General features: G+C 71.2%; 18 protein-coding genes. 4 read left to right on the top strand and 14 right to left on the bottom strand.

Annotated elements, in window-relative coordinates; genetic code table 11:
- Positions 1-28: 28 nt before the first annotated feature.
- From NMQ01_RS04345 to NMQ01_RS04325, 5 genes are all read right to left on the bottom strand, one after another.
- Entirely contained in the window at positions 29-1,015 is a 987-nt protein-coding gene (locus NMQ01_RS04345; protein WP_255185645.1) for a co-chaperone YbbN, read from the bottom strand.
- 70 nt (positions 1,016-1,085) lie between these two features.
- Complete coding sequence (locus tag NMQ01_RS04340; protein WP_255185644.1) at positions 1,086-2,054, bottom strand: hypothetical protein; 969 nt, start codon at positions 2,052-2,054, stop codon at positions 1,086-1,088.
- Entirely contained in the window at positions 2,051-2,695 is a 645-nt protein-coding gene (locus NMQ01_RS04335) for a hypothetical protein (RefSeq protein ID WP_255185643.1), read from the bottom strand. Before NMQ01_RS04335 ends, NMQ01_RS04340 begins: the two co-directional genes overlap by 4 nt.
- A gap of 89 nt (positions 2,696-2,784) precedes the next feature.
- Positions 2,785-3,096 (bottom strand): thiamine-binding protein, encoded by a 312-nt coding sequence (locus NMQ01_RS04330; protein ID WP_255185642.1) that lies wholly within the window; start codon positions 3,094-3,096, stop codon positions 2,785-2,787.
- Positions 3,097-3,108: 12 nt separating this feature from the next.
- Positions 3,109-4,602 (bottom strand): serine/threonine-protein kinase, encoded by a 1,494-nt coding sequence (locus NMQ01_RS04325; RefSeq protein ID WP_255185641.1) that lies wholly within the window; start codon positions 4,600-4,602, stop codon positions 3,109-3,111.
- A gap of 102 nt (positions 4,603-4,704) precedes the next feature.
- Here NMQ01_RS04325 and NMQ01_RS04320 point away from each other — a divergent pair, with 102 nt between their 5' ends.
- A complete protein-coding gene (locus NMQ01_RS04320; RefSeq protein ID WP_255185640.1) occupies positions 4,705-5,262 on the top strand; it encodes a hypothetical protein in 558 nt (185 codons plus the stop codon).
- Between the two features lie 52 nt (positions 5,263-5,314).
- Here NMQ01_RS04320 and meaB read toward each other — a convergent pair whose 3' ends face one another.
- Positions 5,315-6,280, bottom strand: coding sequence for a methylmalonyl Co-A mutase-associated GTPase MeaB (meaB, locus tag NMQ01_RS04315; RefSeq protein WP_255185639.1), 966 nt, complete (start codon positions 6,278-6,280; stop codon positions 5,315-5,317).
- 2 nt (positions 6,281-6,282) lie between these two features.
- Entirely contained in the window at positions 6,283-7,482 is a 1,200-nt protein-coding gene (locus NMQ01_RS04310; protein ID WP_255185638.1) for an acetyl-CoA C-acetyltransferase, read from the bottom strand.
- Between the two features lie 230 nt (positions 7,483-7,712).
- On the opposite strand from NMQ01_RS04310, the gene mce reads away from it, so the two are divergent.
- Entirely contained in the window at positions 7,713-8,144 is a 432-nt protein-coding gene (mce, locus tag NMQ01_RS04305; RefSeq protein WP_255185637.1) for a methylmalonyl-CoA epimerase, read from the top strand.
- Positions 8,145-8,416: 272 nt separating this feature from the next.
- Positions 8,417-9,757, top strand: a complete 1,341-nt coding sequence (gene ccrA / locus NMQ01_RS04300) for a crotonyl-CoA carboxylase/reductase (RefSeq protein ID WP_255186319.1) — start codon at positions 8,417-8,419, stop codon at positions 9,755-9,757.
- A 214-nt stretch (positions 9,758-9,971) separates the two neighbouring features.
- On the opposite strand, the gene NMQ01_RS04295 is transcribed toward ccrA, so the two are convergent.
- The 4 genes from NMQ01_RS04295 to NMQ01_RS04280 all read right to left on the bottom strand — a co-directional run bounded on the left by NMQ01_RS04295 (position 9,972) and on the right by NMQ01_RS04280 (position 15,495).
- A complete protein-coding gene (locus NMQ01_RS04295) occupies positions 9,972-11,972 on the bottom strand; it encodes an ABC transporter ATP-binding protein (protein WP_303708220.1) in 2,001 nt (666 codons plus the stop codon).
- The gene (locus NMQ01_RS04290; RefSeq protein ID WP_255185636.1) at positions 11,969-13,702 is read right to left on the bottom strand and encodes an ABC transporter ATP-binding protein; all 1,734 of its coding nucleotides are present in this window, start codon (positions 13,700-13,702) and stop codon (positions 11,969-11,971) included. Before NMQ01_RS04290 ends, NMQ01_RS04295 begins: the two co-directional genes overlap by 4 nt.
- Before the next feature lie 163 nt (positions 13,703-13,865).
- Positions 13,866-14,150: a hypothetical protein gene (locus NMQ01_RS04285; protein ID WP_255185635.1), complete on the bottom strand. Its 285-nt coding sequence runs from the start codon at positions 14,148-14,150 to the stop codon at positions 13,866-13,868.
- 136 nt (positions 14,151-14,286) lie between these two features.
- The gene (locus NMQ01_RS04280; protein ID WP_255185634.1) at positions 14,287-15,495 is read right to left on the bottom strand and encodes a 3-hydroxyacyl-CoA dehydrogenase NAD-binding domain-containing protein; all 1,209 of its coding nucleotides are present in this window, start codon (positions 15,493-15,495) and stop codon (positions 14,287-14,289) included.
- Positions 15,496-15,601: 106 nt separating this feature from the next.
- On the opposite strand from NMQ01_RS04280, the gene nucS reads away from it, so the two are divergent.
- Positions 15,602-16,297 (top strand): endonuclease NucS, encoded by a 696-nt coding sequence (gene nucS / locus NMQ01_RS04275; RefSeq protein ID WP_255185633.1) that lies wholly within the window; start codon positions 15,602-15,604, stop codon positions 16,295-16,297.
- A 3-nt stretch (positions 16,298-16,300) separates the two neighbouring features.
- On the opposite strand, the gene NMQ01_RS04270 is transcribed toward nucS, so the two are convergent.
- From NMQ01_RS04270 to NMQ01_RS04260, 3 genes are all read right to left on the bottom strand, one after another.
- Positions 16,301-16,615 carry a hypothetical protein gene (locus NMQ01_RS04270; protein ID WP_255185632.1) on the bottom strand — a complete coding sequence of 105 codons (315 nt, stop codon included), beginning with the start codon at positions 16,613-16,615 and terminating at the stop codon, positions 16,301-16,303.
- Between the two features lie 104 nt (positions 16,616-16,719).
- Entirely contained in the window at positions 16,720-16,977 is a 258-nt protein-coding gene (locus NMQ01_RS04265; RefSeq protein ID WP_255185631.1) for a hypothetical protein, read from the bottom strand.
- On the bottom strand, positions 16,974-18,989 hold the full coding sequence (locus NMQ01_RS04260) for a protein meaA (RefSeq protein ID WP_255186317.1): 2,016 nt from the start codon (positions 18,987-18,989) through the stop codon (positions 16,974-16,976). The genes NMQ01_RS04265 and NMQ01_RS04260 overlap by 4 nt, the downstream gene beginning before the upstream one ends.
- Positions 18,990-19,147 lie beyond the last annotated feature (158 nt).

The following is a 19,147-nucleotide window of genomic DNA, read 5'->3' as shown; positions in this document are numbered from 1 at the left end:
CAACTTCACGCCACCCGCGGCCGGTGATCTAGAAGAGCGCGCTCATGAGCGTCGTGCGGCCCTTGCGCACGCGCTCGTCCTGCGAGCCCACGACGGAGAAGAGGTCGAGCAGGTGCGCCTTGACCCGCTCGCGGTCCTCGTCGGCCGTGACCCGCACGAGGTCGATGAGCCGGGTGAAGGCGTCCTCGACGTGCCCGCCGAGGACGTCGAGGTCGGCGACGACGAGGGCCGCGTCGATGTCCTGCGGGTCTCCGGCAGCTGCCTCGCGGGCGGCCTGCAGGTCGACGCCGCGGGTACGGCGCATCAGGCCGACCTGGGCGAGCCCGAGCTGGGCCTCGGTGTCCTTGGGGTCGGCGGCGATGGCCTGCTCGTAGGCGGCGGCCGCCGCGTCGAGGTCGTCGCGCTCGATGGCCTCGTAGGCCTCCTGGTGCAGGGGCGGCAGCTCGTCCTCGGCGCCCTCGGGCGCGGCCGCGCCGCTGACCCGTCCGGTGACCCCGTGCTGGACCGCGACCTGCAGCAGCTGGTCGACGACCTGGCGGAACTGCTCGCGGTCGACGAGCCCGCTGAAGAGCGGCACCGGCTGCCCGCCGACGAGACCGAGGGCGAGGGGCACCTCGGGCGGCTGGATCGCCTGGGTGATCTGGGGGTTGGTCGCGATGTCGATGCTCACGACCTGCAGGCGACCGTCGAGGGCGCCGGCGATGTCGAGCGCGTCGTCGAGCAGCGCCTTGCTCTGCGGCTGCCGCGACGACCAGACGACGGCGACGGAGGGCACGACGCTGGAGCGGCCGACGATCTGGTTGAAGGTCGCGTCGGTCGCCTCGACGAGCATGGCGTCGAGACCACCGGCGGGAGCACCGGCGGGGGGCGCACCAGCAGGCGCGCCGCCAGCGGCCGCACCCCCAGCGGCACCACGCGGTGCACCGGCGCCAGCGGCCGGGGAGTCGGGACGGGCGGGGGCGCCGAGCCCGGAGAGGTCGACGGCGCCGCGCAGGGCTCGGGTCGGGTCGTTCATGCCGTCATTGTCCCCCACCGGCCCGGGCCGCCGGCACCCGGCGTCGAGCGCCGGGAGCCGGTCGGGCCCGTCAGCTGCCGGCTGCGGAGGCGACGACCTCGCTGGCACCGACGACGCGGGCCTTGCCCTGCTCCGGGGTGACGAGCGCGAGGGTCTCGACGTGCTTGACCGAGAGCGCGCGCTCCACCGTCGACGCGTCGAGCACGTACTTGAGCGCCGGCTCGCGGACCTTGAGCTCCTTGAGCTTGTTGGTCGCGCGGATCGTGTCGGTGCGGGTCATCGGCAGGAAGGTGATCGCCCCGCCGTCGGCGAGCTCGAAGCTCACCGTCTCGCCCTTGGCCACCGTCTGGCGCTGCGCGTAGTAGCCGAGGTCCCCGAGGTCCTCCTTGGTCTTCGCGGCGTTCTTCTTCAGCGCCTGGGAGAAGCCGTCGCCGACGGACACCTCCTTGGAGGCCTTCTTCGACGCGGGGAAGGCGACCCCCTTCGCCCAGGCATTGGCGGCGGAGGTGACGTCCTGCTCGGGCGCGGAGGAGAGCTTGACCGCGGCTCCCTCCTCGACGGGCGGCAGCGCGGGGACGCTCGCCCCGGCGGCCATCGGCACGTCGGCGAAGAGCGTGTAGGCCCGGTCCGCGCTCTGCGCGACGAGCACGTGCAGGTGCTGCACGTCGCCGGTGCGCGAGGTCGCGAGGACGGCCCGAGGCCAGTCGGTGCCGCGGCTGACCGCGAGCACCTCGAGGTCCTTGGGGGTGGCCGTGGAGCGGCCGGAGACGTCCTTGCTCGTGACGACGGCCTCGATCTCGCGCAGGGCGGGGCCGCTGAGCAGCTCCTTGCGCAGCCGGGTGTCGTCCTCGGCGAGGCTCACGCCGGCGACGTCGCCGACGACCCGACTGGCGACCTTGGTCGCGGTCGTCGTCGTGATCGACGCGCCGTCGGAGCGCTCGGCCGGGGCGTCGTGGACACCGGCGATGGACGAGCCGACGCCGCAGCCACCGAGGGCGAGCGGCAGGGCCAGGACGAAGGGGGTCAGACGGCGGCTCATGCGCGGGCCTCCTCGGTGGTCGGGCGGGCGGTCCGGTCACGGCGACCGCCGAGGCGCCCGAAGGAGCGGGCGAGCAGGGCCAGGCCGAGCAGCAGCACGACGATGCCGACGACGAGGGTCGTCAGGGCCTTCGTGCCCCAACCACCGTCGACGACGGTCATCGTCACGGAGTCGACCTCGGCGCCCGTGGGGGCCGCGACGACGAGGGTCTGCGGGGCGTCGGCCTGCTCGATGGTGCGGGTGACCTCGCCGTCGCCGGTGGTCGTCTCCTGCCACACGTCGAGGGTGCCCGGCGAGACCGCCTTGCCGGAGCCCTCGTCGGTGCTCACGAGGGCCCAGTCGGAGACGTCGACACCGGCCACGTGGGCGCGGGCGCCGTCGCCGAGGAGGGCCTCGACGTCGGAGGGGCGCGCGGTCCCGGACCACATGCGGCCGGAGCCGGTCGCGGTGATCTCGACGGGGTGGTCGACGCGGTTGAGCACGTCGGGCTCGAGGACGACGACGCGCTGGCCGGGCTCGGCGGTGAAGGTGGCGGTGCCGGAGGTGCCGAGGTTGGCGAGGAACCAACCGCCGACCACCGCGGCGACGAGGCCGAGGAGGGCCAGGATCGCGCCGGCCACGCGCTGCAGGAGCGTGCTCACATCGGGGACTTTCCGTGGGACATCAGGGGGTGCCCACCGAGGTGGCGGACGATCCACCATCCCAAAGACCCCCGAAGGTCACAAAATCGTCACGACTGCGTCGGGTCGTCGAGCAGGCCCCGGACCCGCTCGACCTTGGCGCTCATCTGGCCCGAGCGACCGGCGCGGATGTCGGCCTTCATGACCAGGCTCACCCGGTCTCCGTAGGGCCCCATCGCGTCGACACAGCCCTTGACGACGGCCATGACCTCGTCCCACTCCCCTTCGATCGTCGTGAACATCGAGCCGAGGTCGTGCGGCAGCCCGCTGTCACGCACGACCCGCAGGGCGGCGGCCACGGCCTCGGCGTAGGAACCGGTCGGGTCAGGCGTGGCCGGGGCGATCGAGAAGGCAAGCAGCACAGGGGACTCCGATCACTTCGTCATCTTGATCTGACCGTCGATGCGGGTCAGCACATAGGTGTGGGTCTCGGCGCTCGGGGGCTTGGCCTTGCCCTTGCCCTTGGCCTTGGGGTGGTACTCGATGGTGACGGTCGCGGCGCTCGCGTCCTCGTCCCACGACAGGTCCGTGACCTTGGCCTTGTCGATCGAGTCCCAGAAGCCGTCGTAGCCGGCCCGGTCGGTCTGCCGCGTCGGGGCGAGCATGTCCCAGGCCGCATCGCGGTCGCTCGTCACGGTCGCGAAGTAGGTGTCGATGAAGTCGCGCGCCTCGTCCCCGCCGATCTGCTCCTCGTCCGCGTCCGGACTCGTGGGCTCCTCCGAGGAGCTCTCGGAGGTGGACGACTGGGTGGGGGTCGAGGTCGTCGTCTCCGTCGTCGTCTCGGTGAGCGTCTCCGGTTCGCTGGAGGTCGGCTCCTGCTGGGTACCGGTCGACGACGAGCCACCGCTCCCGGTGCTGTCCCCCTGCGACATCGCGAAGGCGATCGCCCCGACCGCCAGCGCGACGACACCGGCGACGAGCAGGGCCCACAGCAGGGCATTGCCCCGGCGCGGCGGCGGCGCCTGCCCGGTCTGAAGGGGGGCTCCCACCGGTCCCGCAGCCCCCGCCGCGGGTGCCACGGTCGTCGCGGCGGGTGCGGGCGAGGCGCCGGCCGTGCCACCGGCGGCGACGCTCTCGAGCCGGCGCAGGACCTGGGCCATCGTGCCGCGACGTGCGGTGTCGCGGGAGAGCATGTCGGCGAGCACGGGCTCGAGCGGGCCGGCGCGCTCCGGGCGGCGCGGGGGCCGCGAGGAGATGCTCCGCAGGGTCGCCAGGGCATTGCCCTGCGAGGGGTAGGCGTCCTGGCCCTCGACGGCGAAGTAGATCGTCGCGCCGAGCGCCCAGACATCCGCGGACTCGCCACCCTCGCCGCCCACGGCGACCTCGGGGGCCATGTAGCTGGGGGTGCCCGTCACGAGACCGGTCTGGGTCAGCTGGTCGTCGGTGCCGGCCCGGGCGATGCCGAAGTCGCCGAGCTTGGGGCGGCCCCCGCCGATGAGGACATTGGCCGGCTTGACGTCGCGGTGGACGATGCCCGCCCGGTGCGCCGCCGCGAGCGCGCCCGCGAGCTGCGCACCGAGGTCCGCCGCTCCCTTCGGCGTCATCGGGCCGCGCTCGCGCACCGCCGACGAGAGGGTCGGGCCGGCGACGTACTCCATGACCAGCCACGGGGTGCCGTCGTGCTCGGTGACGTCGTAGACGGCGACGACGTTGGGGTGGTTGAGCGCGGCCGCGGCCCGTGCCTCGCGCATGGCGCGACGGGTCTCCCCTTCGCTCTCGCCGGGGAAGTCACCGATCTGCTTGACCGCCACCCGGCGGCCGAGGACGGTGTCGCGAGCCAGCCACACGGTGCCCATACCCCCACGGCCGATCGGTCGCAGGCGCTCGTAGCGGCCACCGATGAGCTCGGGCGTTGTGTCGTCAGTCATGTCCGGGCCAGCGTAGACGGCCGGGCCCGGCTACCGGGACGTAGACTGCCGACCCAGGGCACTCGCCCAGTCCAGACACCTCAGATCCAGGGGGATCCACGCATGTCCTACCCAGCCCCGCCTCCGCCCGGTGGCGCCGGTGGCCCCAACCCCTACCAGGCGCCGTACGGCAGCGCGCCCCAGGGCATCCCGCCGAAGAAGCAGGACAACACCCTGTGGTGGGTCCTCGGCATCATCGCCGCGGTCGTCATCCTGTGCTGCTGCTCGGTCGGCGGGTTCTTCCTCTTCGTGGCCAACGAGGCCAGCGACCAGGTCTCGAGCTACAGCTCGTCGGCCAACTCGTCGAAGAATGCCGACGCGGCCGGAGCGAGCACCGTCTCGGAGGGCGGCTCGATCACCGTCGACGGCGCCGCCGTCCAGAGCGGGTGGTCGATCGACTCGACCGGCGACGTGGTGAACCTGAGCGTCAGCAACACGAGCGGCACGGCCGACTCCTTCTACCTGACCTTCTACCTGATGGAGGACGGCAACGTCCTCGACGACGTCACGTGCAACACGTCCTACCTCGAGCCCGGCGAGACGGACAGCAACGTCACCTGCATCGGCGCGGTCTTCGACGTCGACGACCGCGACGAGATCCGGGTCTCCGAGGGCCTCTGACCCAGCCCTCCCGCACCGTCCTGAGTCCGCATCTCCCTGGGGAGATGCGGACTCAGGACATGTCGAGGGTCGTGAGCAGCTCGTCGACGGCGGCATAGGGGTCGCTGCTGCCGTCGACGACGCGCTCGGCGAGCGACTGCAACAGCCCACCCGAGCCGAGGTCGCCCATCCGGGCGCGCAGCCGGGCGATGGCCAGGGCCGTGATCTCGTCGCGGGCGCGCGCGGTGCGCCGCCGGCGCAGGGTGCCGCTCGAGGCGAGGTGCTGCAGGTGGTCGGTGACGGCCGTGACGACGTCGTCGACGCCGTCGCCGTTCATCGCGGAGGCGCGCACGACCCGGCGGCGCCAGCCGCCGGGGGCGGTCCCCTCGCCCAGCTGGATCATGTGCCGCAGGTCGCGGACGGTCGCGTCGGCACCCTCACGGTCGGCCTTGTTGACGACGAACACGTCACCGATCTCGAGGATCCCCGCCTTGGCCGCCTGGATCCCGTCGCCCATGCCGGGCGCGAGGAGCACGAGCGTCGTGTCGGCGGCGCCGGCGATCTCGACCTCCGACTGGCCGACGCCGACCGTCTCGACGAGCACGGTGTCGAAGCCCGCGGCGTCGAGGACCCGCACGGCTTGCGGCGTCGAGACCGACAGCCCGCCGAGGTGCCCGCGGCTGGCGAGCGAGCGGATCCACACGCCCGGGTCGCTCGCCGAGTCGGTCATCCGGATGCGGTCGCCGAGCAGCGCACCGCCGCTGAAGGGTGAGGACGGGTCGACGGCCAGCACCGCGACCCGCTGACCCTGCTCGCGCAGGGCCCGCACGAGGGCATTGGTCGTCGTCGACTTGCCGACGCCGGGGGCCCCGGTGATGCCCACGACGTGCGCCCGGCCGGTGTGCGGCGCGAGCAGCCGCATGACCTCGGGGAGGTCCGGGTGCTGGTCGTCGACGAGCGAGACCAGACGCCCGATGGCACGGGACGTCCCCGTCCTGGCCTCCTCGACCAGGACGGGGACGTCGACGCTGCGGCTCAAGCTCAGGCGCTCGGCACGCGGATGATCAGCGCGTCACCCTGACCGCCACCACCGCACAGGGCAGCGGCACCGACGCCGCCACCGCGGCGCTTGAGCTCGTGGGCGAGCGCGAGGGTGATGCGGGCGCCGGACATGCCGAGCGGGTGACCCATGGCGATCGCGCCGCCGTTGGGGTTGACCTGCTCGTCCGCGAGGCCGAGCTGCTTGGCCGAGGCCAGGCCGACGGCCGCGAAGGCCTCGTTGATCTCGACGACGTCGAGGTCGGAGACGGCGATGCCCTCCTTGGCCACGGCGGCCTCGATGGCATTGGCCGGCTGGGCCTGCAGGGTCGAGTCGGGGCCGGCGACGACGCCGTGGGCGCCGATCTCGGCGAGCCAGGTCAGGCCCAGCTCCTCGGCCTTGGCCTTGCTCATGACGACGACCGCGGCAGCACCGTCGGAGATCTGCGAGGCGGAGCCGGCGGTGATGGTGCCGTCCTTGGCGAAGGCGGGACGCAGCTTGCCGAGGGACTCGGCGGTCGTGTCGGCGCGCACGCCCTCGTCGGTCGCGAAGACGACCGGGTCGCCCTTGCGCTGCGGGATCTCGACCGGGACGACCTCGTCGGCGAACTTGCCGTCGGCCCAGGCCTTGGCGGCCTTCTGGTGGCTCGCGGCGGCGAAGGCATCCTGCTCCTCGCGGGTGAAGTCCGAGTTCTCGGCGTTCTTGGCCTCGGTGAGCGCGCCCATCGCCTGGTTGGTGATGACGTCGTGGAGACCGTCGTAGGCCATCGAGTCCTTGAGCGTGGCGTCGCCGTACTTGATGCCGTCGCGGCTCTTGGGCAGCAGGTGCGGGGCGTTGGTCATCGACTCCTGGCCACCGGCGACGACGATGTCGAACTCGCCGGCGCGGATGAGCTGGTCGGCGAGCGCGATGGCGTCGATGCCGGACAGGCAGACCTTGTTGACGGTCAGGGCCGGGACGTTCTTGGGGATGCCGCCCTTGATGGCCGCCTGACGGGCGGGGATCTGGCCCTCGCCCGCGGTGAGCACCTGGCCCATGATCACGTAGTCGACGTCCTCGCCCTTCACGCCGGCCTTGTCGAGCGCGCCCTTGATGGCGAAGCCGCCGAGGTCGGAGCCGGAGAAGCCCTTGAGCGAGCCGCTCATGCGGCCCATCGGGGTGCGGGCCCCGGCGACGATGACGGACACGGGACGATCGGACATGTAAAAGCCTCCAACATGTGTGGTCCCACGGGCACCGGTCCCGGGCCGCGGCTTGCGCTCACCCTAGCGACGAGGACGAAGGGAGGGCAGGCCCCACCCGGGTGGGGCCCGCCACACACGCGCCGGCACGACGGGCCGCGTCGGGGCCCGACCACGCACCACCTGCGGGTGGGACAGACCACAGCCGAAGGGGGGCGCGGCGCCCCCCTTCGGCTCTCTAGAGTGCGAACATGACTGATCTCTTCACCGCCATCGACCACGTCGGTGTGGCCGTTCCCGACCTCGACGAGGCCATCGCCTTCTACCGCGACTCCTACGGCATGGAGCTCGCCCACGAGGAGACCAACGAGGAGCAGGGCGTGCGCGAGGCGATGATGCGCGTCGGCGACTCCGGCTCGTGCATCCAGCTCCTGGCGCCCCTCTCCCCCGAGTCGACGATCGCGAAGTTCCTCGACCGCAACGGCCAGGGCATCCAGCAGCTCGCCTACCGCGTCGAGGACATCGACGCCGTGTGCGCGACGCTCCGCGAGCGCGGCCTGCGCCTGCTCTACGACACCCCGAAGCGCGGCACGAGCAACTCGCGCGTCAACTTCATCCACCCCAAGGACGCCCGCGGCATCCTCGTCGAGCTCGTCGAGCCGGCCGCCGACGGCGGTCACTGACACTCCGCAGCAGCACGCGAAGGGGGTGGCGCACCGATCGGTGCGCCACCCCCTTCGTCGTGTGAGAGGGAGGTCACGAGCCGGGGTCCTGCGTCGGATCGTCGGACGGGACACGATGGCTCCGATGCGGTCCGCACCCCGGTGCGCACCGTCCCACAGCGATGTGTGAACTGGGTCATGAGTGCCGCCCCCACGGCGCCATGACGACCTAAGTTGCACGCAGACGCATCACCCAGACACCCCGACGAGGCCGAGGAGCCCCCTTCATGGCAATCGACCAGATCCGCGACGCGATCCTCTCCGGTGACCGCAGCGAAGAGACCTACGCCAACCTCCCCCTGCCGGACACCTACCGCGCGACGACCGTCCACAAGGACGAGGTCGAGATGTTCAAGGGTCTGCAGAGCCGCGACAAGGACCCGCGCAAGTCGCTGCACATCGACGACGTGCCGATCCCCGAGCTCGCCCCCGACGAGGCGCTCGTCGCCGTCATGGCCAGCGCGATCAACTTCAACACCGTGTGGACCTCGATCTTCGAGCCGGTCTCGACCTTCGGCTTCCTCGAGCGCTACGGCCGGCTCAACAAGTACTCCAAGCGTCACGACCTGCCGTACCACATCGTCGGCTCCGACCTCTCCGGCGTCGTCCTGCGCACCGGCGGCCACGTCTCGAAGTGGAAGCCCGGCCAGGAGGTCGTCGCCCACTGCCTGTCCGTCGAGCTCGAGGACGCCGACGGCCACGACGACACGATGATGGACCCGCAGCAGCGCATCTGGGGCTTCGAGACCAACTTCGGCGGCCTCGCCGAGCTCGCCATCGTCAAGGCCAACCAGCTCATGCCCAAGCCGGAGCACCTCACCTGGGAGGAGTCCGCCTCCCCCGGTCTGGTCAACTCCACCGCCTACCGCCAGCTGATCTCCAAGAACGGCGCCGCCCTCAAGCTCGGCGACCGCGTCCTCATCTGGGGCGCCTCGGGTGGCCTCGGCTCCTACGCCACGCAGATGGCCCTGGCCGCCGGCGCGACCCCGATCTGCGTCGTCTCCTCCCCCGAGAAGGCCCAGATCTGCCGCGACATGGGTGCGGAGCTGATCATCGACCGCAACGCCGAGGGCTACAAGTTCTGGAACGACGACAACACCGAGCAGAACCCCAAGGAGTGGCAGCGCCTCGGCAAGAAGATCCGTGAGCTCACGGGTGGCCACGACGTCGACGTCGTCTTCGAGCACCCGGGCCGCGAGACCTTCGGCGCCTCGGTCTACGTCACCCGCAAGGGCGGCAAGATCGTCACCTGCGCCTCGACCTCTGGCTACATGCACGAGTACGACAACCGCTACCTGTGGATGAACCTCAAGAGCATCATCTCCAGCCACTTCGCGAACTACCGCGAGTCGTGGGAGGCCAACGAGCTCATCAACCGCGGTCTCGTCCACCCGACCCTGAGCAAGACCTACAAGCTCGAGGAGGTCGGTCAGGCGACGCTCGACGTGCACCACAACAAGCACCAGGGCAAGGTCGGCGTCCTCGCCCTCTCCCCCGAGCCTGGCCTCGGCGTCACGGACCCCGAGAAGCGCGCCAAGTTCGAGAAGCAGATCAACCGCTTCCAGGCGGTCTGACCGCACCAGCACCACAGAAGGGGGCTGCACCGGATCACCGGTGCGGCCCCCTTCGTCATGCCGTGAGGCGCGCCTGTGGTCGAGCGAAGGGGGCGGACGGCGAGGAGGGTCGGCGCAGCAACGACAACGGGACGACACGACGACGACGGACGTCGGCAGCGCGCCGGCCCTCCACGCCGGGAGCGGCCCCCTGCCTCGGGCTGCTCGGCGCTCCTCAGGCGAGGCTGACCGAGGTGTCCAGCTCCGTGACGGCTGCGGCGAACTGGCTGCGGTACAGGCGCGCATAGGCACCGTCGGCGGCGAGCAGGCTCTCGTGCGTGCCCTGCTCGGCGATGTGCCCGTCCTCCATGACGACGATGAGATCCGCGTCGCGGATCGTCGAGAGCCGGTGCGCGATGACGAAGCTCGTCCGGTCGCCCCGCAACGCCGCCATCGCCTGCTGCACGAGACGCTCGGTGCGGGTGTCGACCGAGCTCGTCGCCTCGTCGAGGATGAGCAGGCTCGGGTCGGCGAGGAAGGCGCGGGCGATGGTCACCAGCTGCTTCTCGCCGGCGGAGATGTTGCCGCCCTCGTCGTCGAGGTGGGTGTCGTAGCCGTCCGGCAGCGAGTGGACGAAGCGGTCGACGTAGGTCGCCTCCGCTGCCGCACGGACCTCCTCACGCGTCGCGCCCGGGCGCCCGTAGGCGATGTTGTCGCCGATCGTCCCGCTGAAGAGCCAGGTGTCCTGCAGGACCATGCCGGTGCGCGAGCGCAGCTCGGCCCGCGACATCGTCGTGATGTCGACGCCGTCGATGGTGATCCGCCCGGAGTCCAGCTCGTAGAAGCGCATGATGAGGTTGACGAGCGTCGTCTTCCCGGCGCCGGTCGGACCGACGATCGCGACCGTCTGTCCCGGCTCGACGACGAGGTCGAGCCCCTCGATGAGGGGCTTCGCGGGGTCGTAGCGGAAGCTGACGTCCTCGAAGGCCACCCGCCCGTGCCCCTCGCCGCGCGCCGCCGGCACGGCCGGGTCCTCGAGCTGCTCCTGCGCGTCGAGCACCTCGAAGACCCGCTCGGCCGAGGCGACCCCCGACTGCATGAGGTTGGCCATCGACGCGACCTGGGTGAGGGGCTGGGTGAACTGCCGCGAGTACTGGATGAAGGCCTGCACGTCACCGAGAGTCATCGTGCCGGAGGCGACCCGCAGGCCACCGATGACGGCGATGACGACGTAGTTGAGGTTCCCGACGAACATCATCGCCGGCATGATGATGCCGCTGACGAACTGCGCGCCGAAGCCCGCGGACCGCAGCTGCTCGTTGCGCTCGGCGAAGGCCGCGTCGACCTCCGCCTGCCGCCCGTAGACCTTGACGAGCGAGTGGCCCGTGTAGGTCTCCTCGATGACCGAGCTGAGCTCGCCGGTGGACTTCCACTGCTGGATGAAGTGCCGCTGGCTGCGCTTGCCGATCGCGCCGGTGAGCACGATCGAGATCGGGATCGTCACGAGCGCGATGAGCGAGAGCAGCGGCGAGATCCACACCATCATCGAGACCATCGCGACGACGGTGATGAGGCTCGTCAGCAGCTGGCTGAGGGTCTGCTGCAGCGACTGCGCGACGTTGTCGATGTCGTTGGTCACCCGGCTGAGCACCTCGCCGCGCGGCTGCTTGTCGAAGTACGGCAGCGGCAGCCGGTGCAGCTTCGCCTCGACCTCGGCCCGCAGGTCGAAGACGACCTGGTTGACCGCGTGGACGATGACCCGCCCCTGCAGCCACGACAGCACCGCGGCGACGACGTAGAGGCCGAGCGCGAGCAGCAGGATCCGGCCGATCGCCCCGAAGTCCATCCCCTGCCCCGGCACGAGGTGCGGCATGGCCGCGAGCATGTCGGCCTGCCGGTCCTCCCCCTGCGCCCGCAGCTGCTCGACGATCGTGTCGAGCGGGACACCGGCGGGCAGCTCGGAGCCGATCCACCCGGCGAAGATCCGGTCCGTGGCCCGGGCGAGCACGAGCGGTCCGACCGCGCTCAGCGCGACGGAGACGACGGTGAGGACGATGGCCGTGAGCACCCGCGAGCGCTGCGGGCGCAGCCGACCGAGCAGCCGTTTGGCCGAAGGGAGGAAGTCCTGCGACTTCTCCCCCGGCGTGCCCATCTGCATGGGTCCGCGACGCGCAGCTGCACCCGGCCCCCGTCGCGCCTGTGCGGCCTTCTCCTCCGCGGTGGGTACCTCGCTCATGCTGCCTCCTCCCGCGATGCCTGGGACTCGACGATCTCGACATAGGTCGGGCAGGTCTCGAGCAGCTGCTCGTGGGTGCCGTCGCCGACGACCCGGCCGTCGTCGAGGACGACGATGTGGTCGGCGTCCATGATCGAGGAGACCCGCTGGGCGACGACGAGGACGACGCTGTCGGCGACGACGGGACGAAGGGCGGCGCGCAGCCGGGCATCGGTCGTCAGGTCGAGCGCGGAGAAGGAGTCGTCGAGGAGGTAGATCGCCGGTCGACGCACGATGGCGCGGGCGATCGACAGGCGCTGGCGCTGCCCGCCGGAGAGGTTGGTCCCGCCTTGGGCGACGGGGGCCTCGAGCCCGAGGTCGAGGGCCCGGACGAAGTCCTCGGCCTGCGCGACCCGCAGCGCCTCCCACAGCTCGTCGTCGCTCGCGTCGGGCTTGGCCTGGCGCAGGTTGGAGGCGATGGTGCCGCTGAAGAGGAAGGCCTTCTGCGGCACGACGGCGATGCTCGACCACAGCTGCGCCGGGTCGAGCTCGCGGACGTCGACGCCACCGACGAGCACCCGCCCACCCGTGACGTCGTGCAGCCGCGGCACGAGGTCGAGCAGGGTCGTCTTGCCGGCACCCGTCGAGCCGATGATCGCCGTCGTGCGACCGGGCTCGGCCCGGAGGTCGACATCGCACAGGACCGGCGAGTCGGCGCCCGGGTAGGAGAACTCGACGTCCTCGAGGACGACCGCTGGCCGCTCCTCGAGCATCGGCCGCGGGGCGATCGGCGGGACGACGCTCGACTCGGTCGAGAGCACCTCGTCGATGCGCCCGGCCGAGACCGCCGCGCGCGGCAGCATCATCGACATGAAGGTCGCCATCATCACCGACATGAGGATCTGCATGAGATAGGTCATGAAGGCCGTGAGCGCACCGATCTGCATCTGGCCGCTGTCGATGCGCTGGGCGCCGAACCACAGGACCGCGACGGTCGAGAGGTTGAGGATCACCATGACGATCGGGAAGGCGAGCGACATCAGCCGGCCGACGGCGACGGCCGAGGCCGTGTACTCGGCATTCGCCACCCCGAAGCGCTCGCGTTCACTCCCTTCGCGCACGAAGGCACGGACCACGCGCACGCCGGTGATCTGCTCGCGCAGGATCCGGTTGACCGTGTCGACGCTCGTCTGCATCCGGCGGAAGTTGGGGATCATCGCCCGGATCACGAGGCCGACGCACACGGCGAGGAGGGGGACCGCGACGGCGACGAGCCAGCTGAGGCCGACGTCCTCGCGCAGCGCCATGATCACGCCGCCGATCATCATCATCGGCGCGGTGACCATCATCGTCAGCGCCATGTTGGTGACGGTCTGCACCTGCGTGACGTCGTTGGTCGTGCGCGAGATGAGCGTGGGCGCGCCGAAGCGGGCGACCTCCTGCGCGCTGAAGCTGCCGACCCGGGAGAAGACCGCCGCCCGCAGCCGCGCGGCCATCGTCGCCGACAGCCCGGCACCGATCCACGTCGCGGCGATCGTGGCGACGATCTGCACGACGGAGACCGCGAGCATGAGCCCACCGTGCCGGACGATGTAGCCCGTGTCGCCGGTGGCCACGCCGTTGTCGATGATCTCGCCGTTGAGGCTGGGGAGGTAGAGGGAGGCGAGCGTGGCGGCCAGCTGCAGCACGAGGAGCAGCACCACCCGTCCGCCCGTGCCGCTCAGATGGCGGCACACGAGGGGTAGGAGCACCCCGTGATTGTTGCACCGTGCACGTAGTGCACCAACATCTTTTCGGTCCCTGCCCTTCGAGATGCTCGCCCGCTTCGCGGACTCGCTCCTCAGGATCCGGAGGCCCCCCGCGGCCGTCTCGTGCCCGCTCCCTGAAGAGGCCGCCCGCGGCCGTCTCGAAGGGTCAGCGCCCGTAGCGCCCCTGGTCCCGCGCCTGCCAGCACCGCGAGTGCCAGTGCCGCCGGTCGTCCGCTCCCCCGAGCCCGTCGTCGGGCCAGACGACGACGTGCGGGGTCCCGGGCCGGATCTCGTGCGTGCACCCCGGGCAGGTGTAACTGCGCTCCGAGGTCTGCCCGGTGAGCCGGCGCACGATCCAGGCCCGCCCCATCCACGTCTCCCGCGTCTGCGGCGCCCGACCGAGCGCGAGCGGTCGGTGCTCGTCGCGTCGACGACGGTTGTTGCGGGGCATGGCTCCAGTCTCCCAAACCGATGGCGGCGCGTCGTCCTGCAGTTCACCAAACCGAAGGGAGCCAACCACCGGTGATCCGGGGGTTGGCTCCCTTCGTGCGGCCGAACTGCAGGACGACGCGCTGTGACGCAGGTGCTCAGTAGGTGCGGAAGCCCTCACCGGTCTTGCGGCCGAGCTTGCCGGCGGCGACGACCTCGCGCAGGAGCGGGGCCGGGGTGAGCGAGGCGTGCTCGAACTCCGCGAGCAGCTCCTCCTCGATCGCGAGCGCGACGTCGTTGCCGACGACGTCGAGCAGGGCGAAGGGACCCATCGGGTAGCCGTAGTGCTCGGTGATCGCGCCGTCGATCGCGTCGAGCTCGGCACCCTCCTCGTGCGCCTTGATGGCGTCGTTGAGATAGGGGAAGAGCAGCGCGTTGACGATGAACCCGGAGCGGTCGGCGCAGCTGACGGCGACCTTGCGGGTGCTGCGGCACAGGTCGAGGACGGTGTCGAGCACGTCCTGGCCGGTCGTCGGGTGGTTGATGACCTCGACGAGCTTCATCACCGGCGCGGGGTTGAAGAAGTGCATGCCGACGACGTCCTGCGGGCGCTTCGTCTGCGCGGCGAGGTCGGCGATGCTCAGCGAGGAGGTCGTCGTCGCGAGGACGGCGCCGGGCTTGCAGATGCGGTCGAGGTCGGCGAAGAGCTGGTTCTTGATGCCGATCTCCTCAGCGATCGCCTCGACGACGATGTCGACGTCACCGAGTGCCTCGCGCTCGGTGGCACCGGTGAGGCGGCCGAGGATCGCGTCGGCGTCGCCCTGCTCGAGGCGGCCCTTGTCGACCTGGCGGGCGAGGTTCTTCGCGATCTTGGCGGCGACGGCGTCGACCTTGTCCTGCGTGCGGGCGACGTAGGTCACGGGGAAGCCGTTGGCCGCGAAGACCTCGACGATGCCGCTGGCCATGGTGCCGGAGCCGACGACGCCGACGGTCTTGACCGGGCGGGCCGCGCCCTGACCGGTGCCGGAGGGGGTGAGCTCGTCGGCGACGACCTCGTCACTCTCGTAGGTGTAGAAGCCCTTGCCGGCAGCCTTGCCGGTGCGCCCCTCGGCGATGAGTCGCTCGATGGCGGGGTTGGGCTGGTGGCGCGGGTCGCCGGTCTGCTCGAAGCGGGCGGCGAGCGCGTCACGCACGGTCTCGAGGCCGAGCTCGTCGATGACGGTGAGCGGCCCCTTGGGCAGACCGCAGCCGAAGCGCATGCCGTTGTCGATGTCCTCACGCGAGGCGTACTGCTCGTCGAACATCGAGGCGGCGTGGTTCAGGTACGGGAAGACCAGGGCGTCTGCAAGGGCGCGGGAGTCTGACATGTCGAGCACTATCGCAGTCCCCATGACCCCCCGGTAGGGGTTCGTGGCGTGATGGTCCGCACAGGGATGTCGCCGTCGATTTCTTTGTGCGCGTAGGGTCTGCGGGGTGCGAGTGGTGATTGCGACCTGCAGCGTCGACTACGAGGGGCGGCTCAACGCCCACCTGCCCCTGGCGACCCGTCTGCTCATGGTCAAGGCCGACGGCTCGGTCCTCGTCCACAGCGACGGCGGCTCCTACAAGCCGCTCAACTGGATGGCCCCGCCCTGCTCGATGGCCGAGGTCGACCCCGACGAGGCCGAGGCCGCCGAGGGCGTCGAGTCCGTGTGGGTGGTCCAGCACGCCAAGACCGAGGACCGCCTACGGGTGAAGCTCCACGAGGTCCACCACGACTCCGCCCACGACCTGGGCGTCGACCCCGGTCTCGTCAAGGACGGTGTCGAGGCCCACCTGCAGAAGCTGCTCGCCGAGCACATCGAGACCCTCGGCGAGGGCTACACCCTCGTGCGCCGGGAGTACATGACCGCGATCGGTCCGGTCGACATCCTCGCCAAAGACGCGCAGGGCGTCTCCGTGGCCGTCGAGATCAAGCGTCGCGGCGAGATCGACGGCGTCGAGCAGCTGACCCGCTACCTCGAGCTGATGAACCGGGACCCCGCCCTGCGCCCGGTCACCGGCGTCTTCGCCGCCCAGGTCATCAAGCCGCAGGCGCGCACGCTCGCGGAGGACCGCGGCATCCGCTGCGTCACCCTCGACTACGAGGAGCTCAAGGGCATCGACACGAGCATGCACCGCCTCTTCTGAGGCTCAGTCCAGCTCCAGCCGGACGAAGGGAGCGCCCCTCGCCTCCCCGGGTGGCGTGAGCACGAGGACCGTCTCCCCACGGTGCAGGTCCGCGATCGCGTCGAGGGTCGCCGGGTCGGGCTCGTCAGCGGCGAGGCCGACCTCGTCCTCCAGCGGTGCCCCGAGCCGCTCCGCGAGCTCTTGCCCGACCGCCACGCCGGGGGCCCGCACAACGGCCAGCACCCGGTCGCCCGTGAGGGCGTCGACGAGGGAGGCCGCCCCCTTCGCATCACGCGGAGCAGGGGCCACGAGCAGTGTCGCCGGGCAGTGCAGGGCCATCCCCCGACACTAGCCCTCCCAACACTGCAGGACCCTAGGGTTGTGCAGGGTTACCGGGCCCCAACCCCGCAGGACCCTAGGGTTCTGCGCAGTTACCGGCCAGCTCACATCAGGCTGACGGCGAGACCGATCGCGCACGGCAGCATCGTGACGATGGAGCCGAGACCGGCGCCGCGCGCTCCGGGCCGGGGCACGAGCAGCAGCACGGCACCCACGGCCGCGCCGACGCCACAGGCGACGAGGCCACCGAGGGCGATGTCACCGAGCACATAGGCGAGCGCTCCGGAGACGACGACCCACACGACCGCCGCGACCGGGATCGCGACGACCGCGTGGAGCCAGGAGACGCGGGCAGCGCTCACGCGTCGACGGTCTCCCGGTCCGCGAGGCCGCGGCGCTCGCGGATGATGTCGACGAAGGAGCCCATGATCTCGTTGAGCCCGAAGTCCTTGGGCGTGAAGACGGCGGCCACGCCGAGCTCGCGCAGCTTCGCCGCGTCGGACTCGGGGATGATGCCGCCGACGACGACCGGGATGTCACCCGCGCCCTCGGCCTTGAGCCCCTCGAGCACGTCGGGGACGAGCTCCATGTGCGAGCCGGAGAGGATCGAGACGCCGACGAGGTCGACGTCCTCGGCGACGGCCGCGGAGACGATCTGGTCCGGCGTGAGGCGGATGCCCTGGTAGACGACCTCGAAGCCCGCGTCACGCGCCCGCACGGCGATCTGCTCGGCGCCGTTGGAGTGGCCGTCGAGACCCGGCTTGCCGACGAGGACGCGCAGCTGGCCGCCCAGCTCCTCCCCCGTCGCCTTGACCCGCTCGCGGACCTCGACGAGGTCGGACGAGCCGCCGTCGGCGACGCCGACCGAGCCCGAGACGCCCGTCGGGGCGCGGAACTCGCCGAAGACCTCGCGCAGCGCCTGGGCCCACTCGCCGACGGTGACACCGGCGCGGGCGCAGGCCAGGGAGGCCTCCATGAGGTTGTCGTCGGTCTTCGCCGTCTCCTGCAGGGTGGCGAGCGCGCTGCGGGCGGCCTCGGCCTGCTCCGGGTCGGCGTCCCGCTCGGTGCGCCAGGCCCGCACGGCCTCGATGGCCTTGGCCTCGACGTCGGCGTCGACCGTCTGGATCGCGGTGTCGAGGTCGGCGGTCAGCGGGTTGGGCTCGGTGGTCTCGAACTTGTTGACCCCGACGACGATGTCCTCGCCGGCCTCGATCCGCTGGCGGCGCAGCGCGTGGCTCGCGACGAGGGCGGACTTCATGTAGCCCGACTCGACGGCGGGCACGGCGCCGCCCATCTCCTGGATGCGCTCGATCTCGGCCTTGGCGCCCTCGACGAGCTCGGCGACCTTGCGCTCCACGACCGGCGAGCCGGTGAAGAGGTCGTCGTACTCGAGCAGGTCGGACTCGAAGGCGAGGACCTGCTGCAGGCGCAGCGCCCACTGCTGGTCCCACGGGCGGGGCAGGCCGAGCGCCTCGTTCCACGCGGGCAGCTGGACGGCGCGGGCGCGCGCGTCCTTGCTCAGCGTGACGGCGAGCATCTCGAGGACGATGCGCTGGACGTTGTTCTCCGGCTGGGCCTCGGTGAGGCCGAGGCTGTTGACCTGGACGCCGTAGCGGAAGCGGCGCTGCTTGGCGTCGGTCACGCCGTAGCGCTCGCGGGTGATCTCGTCCCACAGCTCGACGAAGGCGCGCATCTTGCACATCTCCTCGACGAAGCGCACGCCGGCGTTGACGAAGAAGGAGATGCGGGCGACGACCTTGCCGAAGTCCTCCTCGGCCACGCGGCCGGAGTCACGCACGGCGTCGAGGACGGCGATGGCCGTCGACATCGAGTAGGCGATCTCCTGCACCGGCGTCGCGCCGGCCTCCTGCAGGTGGTAGCTGCAGATGTTGGTGGGGTTCCACTTGGGGATCTCGCCGACGGTGTAGGTGACCATGTCGGTGATCAGCCGCATCGAGGGCCCGGGCGGGAAGACGTAGGTCCCGCGGCTCAGGTACTCCTTGATGATGTCGTTCTGCGTCGTGCCGGCGAGGCGGGCGCGCACCTCGGCGGGGTCCTCCCCTGCGGCCTCGGCCTGCTCCTCGGCGGCGACCTGGTAGAGGGCGAGGAGGTACATCGCGACGGCGTTGATCGTCATCGACGTGTTCATCTCGCCGAGCGGGATCTGGTCGAAGAGCCGGCGCATGTCACCGATGTGGCTGATCGGCACGCCCACCTTGCCGACCTCACCGCGGCTGAGCACGTGGTCGGGGTCGTAGCCGGTCTGGGTCGGCAGGTCGAAGGCCACGGAAAGACCGGTCTGGCCCTTCGCGAGGTTGCGGCGGTAGAGCTCGTTGGACGCCGCAGCGCTCGAGTGCCCCGCGTAGGTCCGCATCACCCACGGACGGTCACGCTCGGGACGCACTGCCTCGGCTGCAGGGGTGGGGGCATCGGTGCTGTCGGCCATGGTGGCAACGTACCCGCGGCGCCCGCCGCCGCGTAGGCCTGTCCGCGGTGAATGACGCCACACCCGGCGCATGTGGCCGCCTCCCC

Origin of the sequence: Janibacter sp. CX7, assembly GCF_024362365.1 — a bacterium.
Taxonomy (GTDB): domain Bacteria; phylum Actinomycetota; class Actinomycetes; order Actinomycetales; family Dermatophilaceae; genus Janibacter.
This window is presented reverse-complemented; position numbering and strand designations above follow the sequence as displayed.

Coding starts and splice junctions, on each gene's coding strand:
- NMQ01_RS04345 (WP_255185645.1), bottom strand. CDS start 1,015: ATGAACGACCCGACCCGAGCCCTGCGCGGCGCCGTCGACCTCTCCGGG.
- NMQ01_RS04340 (WP_255185644.1), bottom strand. CDS start 2,054: ATGAGCCGCCGTCTGACCCCCTTCGTCCTGGCCCTGCCGCTCGCCCTC.
- NMQ01_RS04325 (WP_255185641.1), bottom strand. CDS start 4,602: ATGACTGACGACACAACGCCCGAGCTCATCGGTGGCCGCTACGAGCGC.
- NMQ01_RS04320 (WP_255185640.1), top strand. CDS start 4,705: ATGTCCTACCCAGCCCCGCCTCCGCCCGGTGGCGCCGGTGGCCCCAAC.
- NMQ01_RS04310 (WP_255185638.1), bottom strand. CDS start 7,482: ATGTCCGATCGTCCCGTGTCCGTCATCGTCGCCGGGGCCCGCACCCCG.
- mce (WP_255185637.1), top strand. CDS start 7,713: ATGACTGATCTCTTCACCGCCATCGACCACGTCGGTGTGGCCGTTCCC.
- NMQ01_RS04295 (WP_303708220.1), bottom strand. CDS start 11,972: ATGAGCGAGGTACCCACCGCGGAGGAGAAGGCCGCACAGGCGCGACGG.
- NMQ01_RS04285 (WP_255185635.1), bottom strand. CDS start 14,150: ATGCCCCGCAACAACCGTCGTCGACGCGACGAGCACCGACCGCTCGCG.
- NMQ01_RS04280 (WP_255185634.1), bottom strand. CDS start 15,495: ATGTCAGACTCCCGCGCCCTTGCAGACGCCCTGGTCTTCCCGTACCTG.
- NMQ01_RS04270 (WP_255185632.1), bottom strand. CDS start 16,615: ATGGCCCTGCACTGCCCGGCGACACTGCTCGTGGCCCCTGCTCCGCGT.
- NMQ01_RS04260 (WP_255186317.1), bottom strand. CDS start 18,989: ATGCGGACCTACGCGGGGCACTCGAGCGCTGCGGCGTCCAACGAGCTC.